The organism is Nocardia panacis, from assembly GCF_003598715.1.
GTDB classification, from domain to species: domain Bacteria; phylum Actinomycetota; class Actinomycetes; order Mycobacteriales; family Mycobacteriaceae; genus Nocardia; species Nocardia panacis.
In genome coordinates this window covers 484107-497213 of record NZ_QZFU01000036.1, presented here as the reverse complement: position 1 = coordinate 497213, position 13107 = coordinate 484107, and the positions used below count along the sequence as shown (strand labels likewise).

General features: G+C 68.2%; 15 protein-coding genes. 6 read left to right on the top strand and 9 right to left on the bottom strand.

Features of this window, described 5'->3' with window-relative positions:
* Positions 1–2: 2 nt before the first annotated feature.
* Positions 3–791 carry an ABC transporter permease gene (locus D5S18_RS27850; protein WP_120044112.1) on the top strand — a complete coding sequence of 263 codons (789 nt, stop codon included), beginning with the start codon at positions 3–5 and terminating at the stop codon, positions 789–791.
* A gap of 74 nt (positions 792–865) precedes the next feature.
* Here D5S18_RS27850 and D5S18_RS27845 read toward each other — a convergent pair whose 3' ends face one another.
* The gene (locus D5S18_RS27845) at positions 866–1201 is read right to left on the bottom strand and encodes an RNA polymerase-binding protein RbpA (RefSeq protein WP_120044042.1); all 336 of its coding nucleotides are present in this window, start codon (positions 1199–1201) and stop codon (positions 866–868) included.
* A gap of 178 nt (positions 1202–1379) precedes the next feature.
* Here D5S18_RS27845 and D5S18_RS27840 point away from each other — a divergent pair, with 178 nt between their 5' ends.
* Positions 1380–1733, top strand: a complete 354-nt coding sequence (locus D5S18_RS27840; protein WP_239004038.1) for a hypothetical protein — start codon at positions 1380–1382, stop codon at positions 1731–1733.
* On the opposite strand, the gene D5S18_RS27835 is transcribed toward D5S18_RS27840, so the two are convergent.
* The 3 genes from D5S18_RS27835 to D5S18_RS27825 all read right to left on the bottom strand — a co-directional run bounded on the left by D5S18_RS27835 (position 1698) and on the right by D5S18_RS27825 (position 4219).
* Complete coding sequence (locus tag D5S18_RS27835; protein ID WP_239004037.1) at positions 1698–2666, bottom strand: hypothetical protein; 969 nt, start codon at positions 2664–2666, stop codon at positions 1698–1700. The two genes, D5S18_RS27840 and D5S18_RS27835, sit on opposite strands and share 36 nt — an antisense overlap.
* A 92-nt stretch (positions 2667–2758) precedes the next feature.
* Positions 2759–3544: a transporter substrate-binding domain-containing protein gene (locus D5S18_RS27830; RefSeq protein ID WP_120044040.1), complete on the bottom strand. Its 786-nt coding sequence runs from the start codon at positions 3542–3544 to the stop codon at positions 2759–2761.
* 27 nt (positions 3545–3571) lie between these two features.
* The gene (locus D5S18_RS27825; protein ID WP_120044039.1) at positions 3572–4219 is read right to left on the bottom strand and encodes a M23 family metallopeptidase; all 648 of its coding nucleotides are present in this window, start codon (positions 4217–4219) and stop codon (positions 3572–3574) included.
* 182 nt (positions 4220–4401) lie between these two features.
* Here D5S18_RS27825 and D5S18_RS27820 point away from each other — a divergent pair, with 182 nt between their 5' ends.
* On the top strand, positions 4402–4716 hold the full coding sequence (locus D5S18_RS27820; protein WP_120044038.1) for an ArsR/SmtB family transcription factor: 315 nt from the start codon (positions 4402–4404) through the stop codon (positions 4714–4716).
* Here the strand turns inward: D5S18_RS27820 and D5S18_RS27815 are convergent.
* Positions 4698–5684, bottom strand: coding sequence for a glycosyltransferase family 9 protein (locus tag D5S18_RS27815; protein WP_120044037.1), 987 nt, complete (start codon positions 5682–5684; stop codon positions 4698–4700). The genes D5S18_RS27820 and D5S18_RS27815 overlap by 19 nt on opposite strands.
* A 191-nt stretch (positions 5685–5875) precedes the next feature.
* On the opposite strand from D5S18_RS27815, the gene D5S18_RS27810 reads away from it, so the two are divergent.
* The gene (locus tag D5S18_RS27810) at positions 5876–6424 is read left to right on the top strand and encodes an HdeD family acid-resistance protein (RefSeq protein ID WP_239004036.1); all 549 of its coding nucleotides are present in this window, start codon (positions 5876–5878) and stop codon (positions 6422–6424) included.
* A gap of 52 nt (positions 6425–6476) precedes the next feature.
* Positions 6477–6833 (top strand): Rv2640c family ArsR-like transcriptional regulator, encoded by a 357-nt coding sequence (locus tag D5S18_RS27805; protein ID WP_120044035.1) that lies wholly within the window; start codon positions 6477–6479, stop codon positions 6831–6833.
* Positions 6834–6869: 36 nt separating this feature from the next.
* Here D5S18_RS27805 and D5S18_RS27800 read toward each other — a convergent pair whose 3' ends face one another.
* From D5S18_RS27800 to D5S18_RS27785, 4 genes are all read right to left on the bottom strand, one after another.
* Complete coding sequence (locus tag D5S18_RS27800; RefSeq protein ID WP_120044034.1) at positions 6870–8066, bottom strand: Dyp-type peroxidase; 1197 nt, start codon at positions 8064–8066, stop codon at positions 6870–6872.
* The gene (locus tag D5S18_RS27795) at positions 8059–8571 is read right to left on the bottom strand and encodes a copper chaperone PCu(A)C (RefSeq protein WP_120044033.1); all 513 of its coding nucleotides are present in this window, start codon (positions 8569–8571) and stop codon (positions 8059–8061) included. The genes D5S18_RS27800 and D5S18_RS27795 overlap by 8 nt, the downstream gene beginning before the upstream one ends.
* 88 nt (positions 8572–8659) lie before the next feature.
* The gene (locus D5S18_RS27790; protein ID WP_120044032.1) at positions 8660–9178 is read right to left on the bottom strand and encodes a hypothetical protein; all 519 of its coding nucleotides are present in this window, start codon (positions 9176–9178) and stop codon (positions 8660–8662) included.
* Positions 9179–9230: 52 nt separating this feature from the next.
* Positions 9231–11420 (bottom strand): serine/threonine-protein kinase, encoded by a 2190-nt coding sequence (locus D5S18_RS27785; protein ID WP_120044031.1) that lies wholly within the window; start codon positions 11418–11420, stop codon positions 9231–9233.
* A gap of 128 nt (positions 11421–11548) precedes the next feature.
* On the opposite strand from D5S18_RS27785, the gene D5S18_RS27780 reads away from it, so the two are divergent.
* Positions 11549–13081, top strand: a complete 1533-nt coding sequence (locus tag D5S18_RS27780; protein WP_120044030.1) for an FAD-dependent monooxygenase — start codon at positions 11549–11551, stop codon at positions 13079–13081.
* Positions 13082–13107: the final 26 nt, after the last annotated feature.

Sequence of the window (13107 nt, the reverse complement as noted above, 5' to 3'; positions counted from 1 at the left end):
CGCTGCGTGTCTTCCGTGACAGCGCCATCGTGGCCCGCCGCAACCTGCTGACCATCCTGCGGGTCCCGACCCTGCTGGTCACGGCGACCATCCAGCCGCTGATGTTCGTGTTCCTGTTCGCCTATATCTTCGGCGCCTCGTTGGGCGGCGGCCAATACCGTGAATTCCTGCTAGCGGGCATCTTCACCCAGACGGTCGCCTTCAATGCCGCCTTCACCACCGTGGGTCTGGCCGGTGACCTGCAGAAGGGCATTATCGACCGGATGCGGGCGCTGCCCATGTCGCGGCTGGCGGTGCTGCTGGGCCGCACCCTGTCGGATCTGGTGGTGAATCTGCTGAGCCTGGTCGTGATGGCGGGCTGCGGCTATGTCGTCGGGTGGCGCATCCACAGCGGAATCGCCGACGCCGCACTGGCTTTCGGCATCCTGCTGCTGTTCGCCTTCGCCATGTCCTGGGTGGGCGCGCTGACCGGTCTGCTCGCGCCGACCGTCGAGGTGGCCCAGAGCGCCGGACTCATCTGGCTGTTCCCGCTGTCGTTCATCTCCTCGGCCTTCATCTCCGCGGAGACCCTGCCGGGGCCGCTGCGCACGCTGGCCCAGTGGAATCCGATCACCGCCGTGGCGGCGGCGGGTCGCAAACTGTTCGACAATGGCGCGCCGCCCACCTTCGTCCCCCCGCACGGGTGGCCCGCCGAGCACTGCGTGCCGTACGCCATCGCCTGCTCGCTGGTGATTCTCGCGGTGGCGGTCCCGCTGTCGCTGCTGCGCTACCGCAAGGTCGCCAGTCGCTAGAAGGCTGTCGCTGAGAAGACGGCAAACAGAACCGCCCCCCTCGCGCGAAGGCGAGGGGGGCGGTAGCTGTGTGCTCAGGCGCGGCGGCGGGTCTTGAGCAAGTCGAGGCGCTCCTTGAGCAGTTCCTCGAGTTCGTCCTTGCTGCGACGCTCGAGCAACATATCCCAGTGGGTGCGCGGCGGCTTGACCTTCTTGGCCTCCTGGCTGGTGCCCTCGATCAGCACACCCTCCTGACCGTTGCGGCACAGCCAGGTGGGCGGGATCTCGGCATCGTCGGCGAAGGGGACGTCGAATTCCTCGCCATTATCGGTCCGGTACCGGGCAATCCGGCGCGGGGCCAGGTCGTGGTCGCGATCGGTCTCGTAGCTCACCGCTCCGAGCCGACTGCCCCGGAGTACGCGATCTGCCATGTGTGCGGTCCTCTCCCTGTGTCCATGAGCTGAATGCTGCGCCGATATCTCTCGTTGCAGAACAACGCGCGCGCCTGCCCGAATAGTTCCCGGCACGATAACCCTGCCAACGAACCCTTCCATTGTAGGGGACACTGGATTGCTCGATCGCGCGGCCGATGGGGCTATGGTGTCCGACGTGCAGCATGCGATCTGGTCGGGCCCCAGCGCCCCCAAACGACAGCTGTCCTGTCTGTGGTGCGGGCGGGAGATCGTGGAGTCCGAGGCCGGACGTCGGCGTCGGTACTGCCGCCAATCCTGCCGCCAGCGGGCCTATGAGCATCGAAATAGCTTGAAGGGCACGGGAATACCCTCCGATGCCGTGGTGCTGTCGGCTCAGGAGGCCAGCGATCTCGCCGACCGGTGGTTCGCGGCCCGCTGTGCCGCGGAGGATATCGCGACGGCCATCGGCGAGGGCGCCGACACCGAGGAACTGACGGGGCTGAGCAAGACACTGTTAGAACTGACCCGCGAGGCGGAGCGTTTGCGCTGAGTGAGCGCGCACCGCGATCGCGGTGAGACAGACGAGGACCAGGGCGCCGAGTGCGCCGCATGCGGCGAGGGTCGTCGCATCGGGGTGGATCAGCGATTGGGCGCGCAGCGCCTGCCACAGCGTGATGGCGACGACTCCGGCATAGCCGCAGGCCAGCACGCCGACGATGCGCGCCCTGGTCCGTTCCTCGCGCAGCCATGGCACACGCGAGGCGAGCCGGGACAGTACGAGGGCCGCGAGCAGTAGCGCCTGGATACCGTGCAATCCGAGGAAATGCGGGACGCGCAGATCGCCGGCGACGGTGCTCCAGTGCGTGATCGGCAGCCCGTCGTAGCGGCCCGGTTCCGGTCCGTTCGCGAATTTCGTGTGCCCACCGGCCAATTGGACGAGATTGCCATTGGCGTCGCGTTCGATCCGCTTGCCGGTGAAGCCCATCAGGTAGCCGAGGAACATCCCGGCCACCGCGATGCCCAATCCGGCCTTGATGGCGCGCGAGATCGGTCGGTCGGCCACCTGCTGCCACGAAATGATCAGCGCGATAACGAGATTCGCTATGAACAGGCCGGGTACGCCTGCGGCGAACACCTGCTGCCCGATCGAGTTGACCGGGTCGCCCGCCTTATCGAAATGGCTGAAGGTGCCGCGCGCCGCCTGCAGGACGATGAATCCGACATCGATCGCGGCGGTCACCGCGAATACCAGCCCGAACCACCACGTGACACGAGCGCCCCGATGCGGCAGCGACAGCAGCCACGCGAGGGTGAGCCCGTAGACGGTGAAGGCGACGGCGAATTTGAATGGTTTGAGCCACACCGATTCGCCGAGCAGCACGCGGTCGTCGACGACCATGCCGATCGCGGCGAAGACGGCCAGCGCGACCATCGCGCCCACCATGTACAGCATGGGGCGATGCGACAATCTCGGGTGCGTCATGTCCCGACGGTAGGAATGGTAAGCGCCGCACCACATCCCGCGCGGGCGTGATTCGCGCCTAGCACTTCGGTATCGCCCCGACGGGCGTGACCCTACTGCGCGCCGATCCAGTCCTCGGTCAGCCGCTCGACATGTCCGGTCCGCGATTGCACGGCCAACCAGGTATTCACGACCGCGGCGAACGGCGCGTCACCGCGCGGCAGCGCGTACGCCTTGGTGAAGGAGTCGAACGGCGCGTCCGGATGCAGGACCCGCAGGGTGGGATGGGTCTGCTGCCGGTAGCGTCCCTCGGCCGAATCGGTGACGAAGACATCGGCGCGGCCCTGTTCGATCTCGTCGTAGATGGTCAGGTTGTCGGGCCAGAGGGTGAGGTCGGCGGCCGGAAAATTGGCCCGCGCGAATGCCTCATTGGTGCCGCCGCGGTTCACGATCACCCGCACGCCGGGGCGATTGATCTGCTCGACGGTGGCGTAGGCGTCCCCGTCCGCGCGGCGGCTGACCGGCGTCTTGCCGTCGGTGGAGAGCGGGACGGAGAAGTCCACCGTCTGCCGCCGCGCCGCCGTATCGGAGATGCCGCCGACCGCGATATCGCAGCGCGCCGCGAAATCCTCGGTGAGTGCGGCCCAGGTCACCGGCACCCACTGCGGTGAAACACCAAGTGTCGCGGCCAATTCCGTCGCCAGGGTGATATCGATGCCCCGATAGGAGCCGTCCGCCTCGCGCACCGTGTACGGGGGATAGTCGCCGGTGGTGCACACCCGCAGCGTGCCTGCCGCGCGCACGGTGAGGAGTCGGGTGGTGTCGGCGTGCGCGGTCGCGGCGGTGAGGCCGAGGGCGAGCGCGGCGGCGGCGAGGGAGATCGGGACGCGGAACTGCATCGGCCGATCCTACGGGGCCTGCCGCTCTCAGGAAGGATCGAACAGCAGGCGCAGTCCGCGTCCGGCCAGCCAGGGCAGTGGGTCGATGGGTTCGCCCGCGGCCGTGTGGATCTCGTAGTGCAGGTGCGGTCCGGTGGAGTAGCCGCGATTTCCGACGGTGGCGATGATGTCGCCCGCCTTCACCTGCTGTCCCACGGTGGCCAGGATCTCGTTGACGTGGCCGTAGATGCCGATGGTGCCGTCGTCCTGCTGGACTCGCACCCACAGTCCGAAGCCGTCGGCGGGTCCGGCCTCGATGACCACACCGTCGGTGACGGCCGCGATGGGGGTGCCGAGGGGATCGCCGAAATCAATGCCCGCGTGCAGTTCGCCCCAGCGCAGGCCGAAGGAGGAGGTCAATACGCCCGCCACCGGACGGACGGTGCGCGGGCGGGCCGCCTCGGCGGCCTTGTGCGCCAGATCGGCGGCGATGCGTTCCTGGGTGGCGACCACGGCGGCGGGCACCGTCTGCGGCATCTGGGCTTCGTGCGGGGTGAAGGCCGCCAATCGAGTGGTCGGGGCGGCGGCGGCCGTGTGGTCGTTGGCAAGGGCGGACGCGGCGGTCACACCGGCGGCGAGCACGGCGGCGACGGCGACCGCGCGGGTCGCGATTGATAACGGAATGGTCACGGTCATGGATCGAAGGTAGCGGGCCGATCCGGAACCGCCGTTATCGAGTGGCAATCCTCACCTTGGTACAAAAGCCCGGTTCGTCTGTAACAAACAGGTTACACACGTGCGTGTCGCGCCGGTCAGGCCGCGAAGTGCGGGTATTGCGCGAAATTGACGAGACGGTAGCCGCAACGCACACTATTTCAGTGGCCACTAATGGAGTCCGCGCGCTCGAGGCACTTGCCGACCCCACGCGCCGTGCGATCTTCGAGGCGCTGCCGCCGGCTCCGCGCTCGGTCGGCGAGCTCGCCGCCGCGGTCGGGGTCAGCAGTTCGGCGGTCTCCCAGCATCTGCGCGTCCTGCGCGAGGCGCGCCTGGTCGGGATGCGTCCCGACGGCAATCGCCGCATGTACCACCTGGACCCGCGCGGACTCGGCGACGCCCGCGACTATCTGGAGCGGTTCTGGCCCAGCGCGTTGGCCGCGTATGCCGCGGCGATCTCTCAGCCGACCCTGCGATAGGTAGTGCGCCGCCGCTCCGAGGCCCCGGTCCCCGGCCAGTTCCGCTTGTTGAGTTGCTTGTCCACCGCGTTGATGACCTCGGGCACCCCGATTCGCAGCAGTCCGGGATCGGGGGTGTCGGCATCGCGGTCGCCCATTTGCCCCACCCACAGCACGGCGTGCCGTCCCAGCAGATGCGGCGGCGGCCCGGCCCAGCGCGGCGGTGTCGGCCCGAACAGTTGCACCGTGCGGGTGCCGAAGGCGGTGGCCAGATGTGCCACCCCGGTATCGCCGCAGATCACCAGCCCGGCCTCGGCCACCGTCGCGGCCAGTTCGGTGAGATTCTGCTCCCCGGCCAGCACCCGGCGCACCGCGAGCCCGGCCCGCGCCGCGATATGCAGCGCGATCTCGCGTTCGAATTCGTCACCGGTGAGCACCACATCGCGCCCCGTCACCAGCAGATGCCGCACCACCGCCGCGAAGCGGTCCGCGGGCCAGCGCCGCGCCTCGGCCCCCGCGCCGATATGCACCACCACGCAATCGCGGTGGCTGGTGGTCGAAACCGGGGGCACCAGACCGAGATTGCGCCGATCCGCGCCGATCCCATCGGATTCGAGCAGCCGACACCAGCGGTCGACGGTGTGCATCTCCTCCTGCCAGGGCGGTCCCTCCAGGTCGGGGAAGGCCGAATTGCGGTAGGTGAGCAGGCGTTCGGGATCGGTCTTGGTCAGTTCGACAATGCTCGCGGCGTCGGGACCCTGCAGGTTGACCGCCAGCGCCGGACGCGGACCGTCCCAGCGCAGCATGCCGCCCGCCGTGGGGGACAGTTCATCCACCGAGGCGATGAGATCGACGATCGGCTTGACCCGCTGGGGCGCGGCCAGCACGATGTGATCGTGTGGTCGAGCCCGACGCAGGGCGCGCAGTGCCGGGACCGCAGTGAGCAGATCACCGAGGCCGCGTGCCTGCAGCACGAGTACTAACGACACTCTAGATCTCCTAGCCGACATACCTTCCGCCCGTCGACGCGGGCCACTTAGGGATGACTACCCGAGGTGTGGGCCGGTAAACGTGACTGTGGCCCGCGTGATCCCCACCCGTATTGGCAAATTCCTGGATACCGACGTTTCACCGCCTAGCATTTTCAGCTATGACGACAAACAGCGTGCTAGAAGGGCCAATGAAAATGCTTGCCCGCAGTGCGTGGCAGACCGTCCTGGTTACCGGCATCCTCTCGGTAATCCTCGGGATCATCATTCTGGTCTGGCCGGGTCCGACGCTGCTGGCGGCGGGCATCCTGTTCGGAATCTACCTGGTGGTCTCCGGATTCCTGCAACTGCTCGGCGCATTCGGCCTGCCGACCAGCACCGGGGTCAGGGTGCTCTCGTTCATCAGCGGCGTGCTGTCCATCGCGATCGGCGTGTTCTGCTTCCGCAACGAGCTGACATCCATTCTGCTGCTTGCCATTTGGATCGGCATCGGCTGGCTGTTCCACGGTGTCGCCGCCGCCGTGACGGCACTGTCGGAGCCGGAGATGCCCGCGCGCGGCTGGACGATCTTCTTCGGCGTGGTGATCATCATCGGCGGCATCGTGGTCATCGCCTGGCCGCTGACCTCGCTGGGCACCCTCACCGTCGTCGTCGGCGTGTGGCTGCTCGCCGTCGGTATCGTCGAGGTCATCGGCGCGTTCGGAATGCGAAGCGACGCAAAGAAGCTCGGCGTCGCCTAGTCCCGCACGGACGGACACTGCCCAACTCGGCGCGGACGGGCACTATTGACTCATGCCGAAGACACTGCCCGTCCTCGATGTGTCCGCGCCGATCCGTTGCGCCCCGGTGGCCGCCGCCCCGGTCGACGACCGGTCCGCGCTCGAGGTGGCGCTGCGGCTCAAGGCGCTGGCCGATCCGGTCCGGGTCAAGCTGATGTCGTTGCTGCTGGCGGGCCGCGAGCGCGCGATCAACACCAGGGATCTGGCCGCGACGCTGGCCCTGTCGGAGTCGACGGTCAGCCACCACCTCGGGCAGTTGCGGGGCGCGGGACTGGTCAGTTCGGCCCGCGACGGGATGAGCGTGCGCCATGCCGCCCGCCGCGACGCGCTCTCGGCGCTGTCGAGCGTGCTCGATCCGGAGCTCCGGTGAGGTTCGTTGCCCGGCGCACCGGGCAACGAACCCCCCTCATCCCTCGAACAGCGACTGCCCGAGGTAATCACCCGGTGTCCGCACCCCCGGCAGGATGACGAACACCGCGGAGCCGACGGGGACGGTCCACACATTCAACGCGTCGAATTCGGCCAGCCGCTTTTGCACCGGCAGATACTGGGCGGCCACATCGCGCTGAAAGGCGGCGAAGAGCAGACCGGAATTCGAGGTGTGTCCCGGAATCGGGGCATCGTCGTAGTTGTAGCCACGCCGCAGGAAGCGCTCACCCTCGCTCGTGTGGTGGGCGCGGGCGATATGCGACGAGGGCGGGATCACCGGAATGCCGTAGCGGTCGACGGCGGCGAAATCCGGGTCGTCGGATTCCTTGGTCCCGGTCAGCGGCGCACCCGTGTCGAGGGTGCGCCCGACGGTCAATTCCCTTCCGTCGCGGTCGATCTCGTCCCAGGTGTCCAGCGTCATGGCGATCCGCCGCAGCACCAGCGAGGTGCCGCCGCGCAACCACGGTTGCGCGGCGCCGTCATCCCAGACCAGCCGATCGAAATCGGCGGTGCCGGGGGCGATATTGACGGTGCCGTCCACCTGACCCATCAGATTGCGCGGCGAGGCGCCGGGTTCGGCATTGCGGAAACCGCGCTGCACCCAGCGCACCGTCACCAGGGACGCCACGCCCTTGCACAGCACCCGCACCGCGTGCGCCACCGCGGTCGGCTCGTCGGCGCACACCTGGAGCACGAGATCACCGTCGCACCAGGCCGGTTCGAGCCGATCGATGGTGAACGGCGGCAGCGGCGCGAGCCACGACGGTCGCCGCGCCTGGACGCCGGCGACCCCGAATACCTTGGGGCCGAGGCCGACCGTGACGGTCAGTCGCGAAGGTCGCCGCGCGAGTTCGGGTTCGGTGTCACCCAGTGCGGGACCGCCCTGTGTCAGGCGAGCCGCGTCATCGGTCCAGATCTTCAGCACGCCGATGACGTCCGCGCGCGTGGCGCCCGGCCGCAGGTCCAGCGCCACGAAGGCGGCGTGATCCGGTGGCGCGGTGGCGATTCCGGCTTGATGCGGGCCGTGGAAGGGTACGGTCGCCATCGGGTCGCGTGCGGTCGTGACCGCGCGTGTACTCGAACTTGCCGCGCCCCAGCCGATTCCGGCCGCACCGGCGACCGCCGCACCGCCGCCGAGCAGTCGCCGCCGATTGACCGCGCGCGGCTCAGCCACCGTGCTCGGGGGCGTAGTTCTCCTGGTTCCCGTGGAAGTCGCGAACCCTGGCGGTGAAGGTCTTGGTTGACCCGTCGTCGAGGGTGAGCGTGATCGGTGTCTCCGAACCGGTGCGCAGCGGTCCGGTCAGCCCCATGAACATGATGTGCTCCCCGCCGGGGACCAGTTTGGTGCTGCCGTGCGCGGGGACGACGAACCCACCGGGCTTGGGCCGCATGGTTTTCGCGCCGTCGGCCCCTGGCACCACCTCGTGCAGTTCGACGGTGCGCGAGGCGGGGCTGGTCGCGCCGACGATCGAGATCGGCTTGTCGCCGGTGTTGCTCAATTCGGCGAAAGCGGCGGACATCTCGGCGTCGGCCGCTTTGACCCACTGATCCTTGATGGTGAGCGAGTCGGCGGCCTTGGCGGCCGCGTCGTCCTTGTTGCTCGAACAGCCGATCAGCAGGCCGGGGACAGCGAGAACCGCGACGGCGCCGGACAGCAGCCGCGAGCGGGTGGAAAGCATGGGAACTCCATTCGGATGACGATCTGCGAGATACCGCCGAGCGCGGCGGATCAAACGATCGATCCGCTGACGGCGGTGGGAGAAGGTGCTATCCGAACAGGGGTGGTCCGCGCGTGCCGGTGCCCGAACCGAGCAGTATCGGGCGCAGCGCCGGGAGCGAGCCGAACGCGCGCACGCCGGTGGATTCTGTCGCGGGCAGGGGGAGTAGTGCCGCGACAATGCGCCGCACGCTGGAGACAACGCGCGTGATGGCCAGTTCGGCGCCGCGAATGAGCACCGCGCCCACGGGAATGGCCACCAGATGCGCCGCGAGCATGGCGCCGGTCGCGCCGCCGTGCTGATGTCCCGGCGCGAGTGAGAGCGCGGTGTGCCCGAGCGTCTGCCCGCCCGCCAGCAACACCATCACCTCGACGAGGCCGTACCGGTTGCGCAGCGATCCGACGAGATGACCGACGAGGGCGCAGGCGGCGATCAGCAGTGCGAGCCCGGACTGCCCGAGTGCGACCTCCCCGCCGCCGAGCGCGTGCGCCGCGATACCGACCGCACCGGAGGCGGAGCCGACGAACGCGCCGCGCGCCCGCGCCGTCGCATCCCTCGGTTCCCGCACGGCGTCATACTACTTCGAGTCGTAGACCGCATTCGCTCCGGGATTGCCGCGATCAGCGGTGCACGATGCGGCGCAGAGCCGCGATATCGCCCTCCAGTTGCCGATAGAGCCAGTAGCAGAGCAGGAATCCGAGGGCGCTGCCGACGCCGAGCACCCGCAGCGGAACCACCACGCGCGGGAGATCGGCGGCCGGGATGAAGGTCGCCGCCGCCATGCCGAGCAGGGGGATCGAGGCCGCGAGTCCGAGGAACCAGATGCTATTGCGGCCCAGTTCACACAGTTGGCGATCGTCGGTGCGATCCAGACCGCCATGCGGGATGAATATCGGATACACCGCGCGGATCGAGAAGTAACTGATCAGGAAGTACGGATAGGCCAGCGCGATACCGCCGCAGATGATCTGGTTGAGGAAGAAGTGCACATGGGCGTCGGCCGGAACGCTATTGCCGGACAATTCGACCGCGACCGGGACGACCAGCCCGCCAACCCCCCACAGCACCGCGCAGATCAGTTCGCAGCGCATGGTGAAGCGCAGCGTGTCGGCGCGGACGTGCGCCAATCGTGTCGAATCGTAGGTGCGCCCGCGCCGCAGACCCATCAGCGTGAACCAGGCGCGCAGGGTGAGTGCGTTGATCACCACATAGCCGAAGACGAAGGTCGCGATGAAACTGGCGTTGACGGCGGTGGTGAAATGCTGCTGCGCGGCGGTGTCGAGCTTGTCGATGATGAGCCGCCGACTGTGATTGCTGGAGTAGAGGATCGCCAGCAGATTCGGCACAGCGATGGCGAGTGCGCCCGCCACGTGCAGGTAGGGCGCCGCCCAGCGTCGCCAACTGTGCGCGGGCGGGTCGACCAGATCGCGGGCGCGCTCGTCGAGGCAGATATCGAGTTGCTGGGCGAAGTCCGCGCCGCTGGACCAGCGTTGATCGGGGTTGGGGTCGAGTGCGCGCATGAGCGCGCGCCGCAGGGCCGGTGGACAGTCGGGCGGGAGGTGGTGCACGAGCAGGGTTCGCGGATCGCCGGTACGGCGTTTCAGCATGGCGTCCAGGGCGGCCCGGTCGCTGCCCGCGACGGTGTCCTCGCCGAAAGGTTTCGTGCCGGTGAGCAGTTCCCAGAGGACGACGGCGAGTGCGTACAGGTCGCTGCGGGTGTCGAGATCGGCTGCCTTGGTGGGGAGTTCGGGGTGGATGACGGCGAGTTGTTCGGGTGACATGTAGGCCAGCGAGCCGCCGAAGTAGGCGACGGGGCTGTCGCCGGTGACATTGCCGCTGAAACTGATATTGAAATCGGCGAGTTTCGGGATCCCCTCGGCGGTGAGCAGTACGTTGGCGGGTTTGATGTCGCGGTGTAGGACGCCGCAGTGTCCGGCGTGATCGAGGGCGATGGCGAGTCGGCGGCCGAGCCAGGCGACGGTTTCGGGCCAGGTGAGTGTCGCGATCTCGCCGCGGACGGGGGATTCGCCGGGGCGGATCTCGCCCTTTTCCCCGAGCACTGAGTCGATGGCATCAAGCAGGGTGGCGCCGCAGCGCTCGGCGGGTTCGGTGTGCCGGACTTTGTCGAGCACGCTGAACAGGGTGCCGCCGGGGATGTACTGCATGTAGAGCAGGCGCAGCCGCCGTTTCGGCATGATCCGCTGATCGAAGACGCGCACGATGTAGTCGTGGTCGAGTTGGGCGAGGGTTTGGGGTTCGGTGCCTTTGTCGGCGGAGATCTTGACGGCGACGAGGCGTTGCATGGAGCGTTGGCGGGCGAGGAAGACGCGGGCGAACGCGCCGCGGCCGAGTCCGGTCATCAGGTCGAAATCGTCGACGGTCTGCCCCGGCCCCAGATCATCGAGCGGGACCGGTTCCTCCGGCGGGCGGGGGAGTTCGTCGTCGGCCAGCATCTCGGTGAATTGCTCGGCCTGCGCCGGGTAGGCGGCGGTGTAGTCGGCGGCCCGCACATCACCGCCCGCTTGGCGGCGCAGCCGGAACTCCTCGTAGACGAGGTCGGGCGGCAGCGGATGGTCGGCCAGTTCGGGCAGTTCGCGAACATAGTCGGCGAGCCGTTTGGGGTGGATATCGCGGCTCCACCGCTGCGCCAGATCGATTTTGACGAGTTCGACCAGCGCGGCGCGGCGCGGACCCGCGGCGATGGGGAGGAAATCGTCGAGATTCGGCGGATCGACGGCGTCGCGCCAGGCGGCGGTGAATCCGGCAACCGCCTCGGCTGCCCCCGCGTCCGGACCCGCGTGACGCGTCATTTCTGCATGGTAATCCCCGTGCGGTCGGCATTTCACCAGGCTGGGAAATAAATCGGTTTCCGTCCGGTGACCGATGCACGCAAGCGTCACGCAAGTCCGGTGCCAGGCAGGCCACCGACAGTGGGTACATGAACGAAACTTTCGACGTGGTGGTGGCGGGTGCGGGTCCGGTCGGTCTGATGCTCGCCTGCGAACTCCGACTCGGCGGCGCCTCGGTGCTCGTGGTGGAACGCCTGACCGAACCCGATCCCACCGTCAAGGCCGGTGGCATCACTGTGCCTACGGCACAGGCGTTCTACCGCCGCGGGCTGTTGCCGGAACTGCTGCGGGTCCAGGCCGCCGCGTTGCGGGGGCTCGCGGACTTCGCCCCGAACCCCGTCGAACAGCCGGGGCGGAGGGTTCCGATCGTCGGGCACTTCGCGGGCATCATGGCCGGTGCGGCCAAACTGCGTGCCGATGACCCGGCCTTCGCCGACCTCGGTCCGGCGAGCGAGGTGATGCTGGTCCCGCAGCAGGAGATGGAGGCGATCCTGGCCCGGCGCGCCGACGAACTGGAGATCCCTCTCCGGCGCGGCGCGGAGCTCACCGATTTCACCGACGAGGGTTCGGGTGTGTCGATCCGGCTGGGCGACACCGAGATTCGCGCGTCGTGGTTGGTCGGCTGCGATGGCGGGCGCAGCACCGTGCGCAAGGTGGCGGGTTTCGAATTTCCCGGCCTCGACGCGGAGATCACCGGACATCAGGCGCTGGCGGAGATCGGAAATGCCGAGGGGTTGGGTCGCGGCTGGAACTCCACCGAGAACGGTATCTACGTGCACGGCCCCATGGCGGGCCGGTTCTTGACGGTGGAGTTGGACGGCCCGCCGACCGAGCGCGACGCACCGATCACCGCGGCCGAGCTGCAGGACAGTCTGCGCGCGGTTTCCGGTGTGCCGGTAGAGATTTCGGGAGTACGCTCGGCGACCAGGTTCACCGACAACACCCGTCAGGTCCCGGATTACCGCATGGGTCGCGTGCTGCTGGCCGGTGACGCGGCCCATATCCATTCACCCTTCGGCGGGCAGGGTTTGAATCTGGGTATCGGCGACGCGATCAACCTCGGTTGGAAGTTGGCGGCGGTCGTGACCGGTCGGGCCTCGGAGGATCTGCTCGATACCTATAGCGCCGAACGGCATCCGGTCGGCGCGTGGGTGCTGGAGTGGACCAGGGCGCAGGTCGCGCTCATGCGATTGGATCCGCGCAGCCGGGCGCTGCGGAAGGTGATGACCGATCTGCTCGACACTCCCGACGGCGTCACGTATCTCGCGAAGAAACTCTCGGGTGTGTCGCACCGCTGCGATCTCGGCGTCGGTCACCGGCTGCTCGGTGCGTCCGCACCGGATTTCGAATTGTCCGACGGTACCCGCGTCGGTGACCACTTCCACACGGGCGCAGGGGTTTTGCTGGACCTGTCGGATTCCGGCGCGGCGAGCACGGTCGGGACCGCTTGGTCGGATCGGGTGCGGGTGATCGCCGCGAAACCGGCGCAGCCGCGCGAGATACGGGCATTGCTGGTTCGTCCCGACGGTGTGATCGCTTGGGCCACAGACGGTTTCGATGCCGAGGGGCTCGCCGACGCGCTGATCCGGTGGTTCGGTGCGCCGATGGATACGGTGGCGTAACCAAAACAATTGCAGCGGAAGGTTTT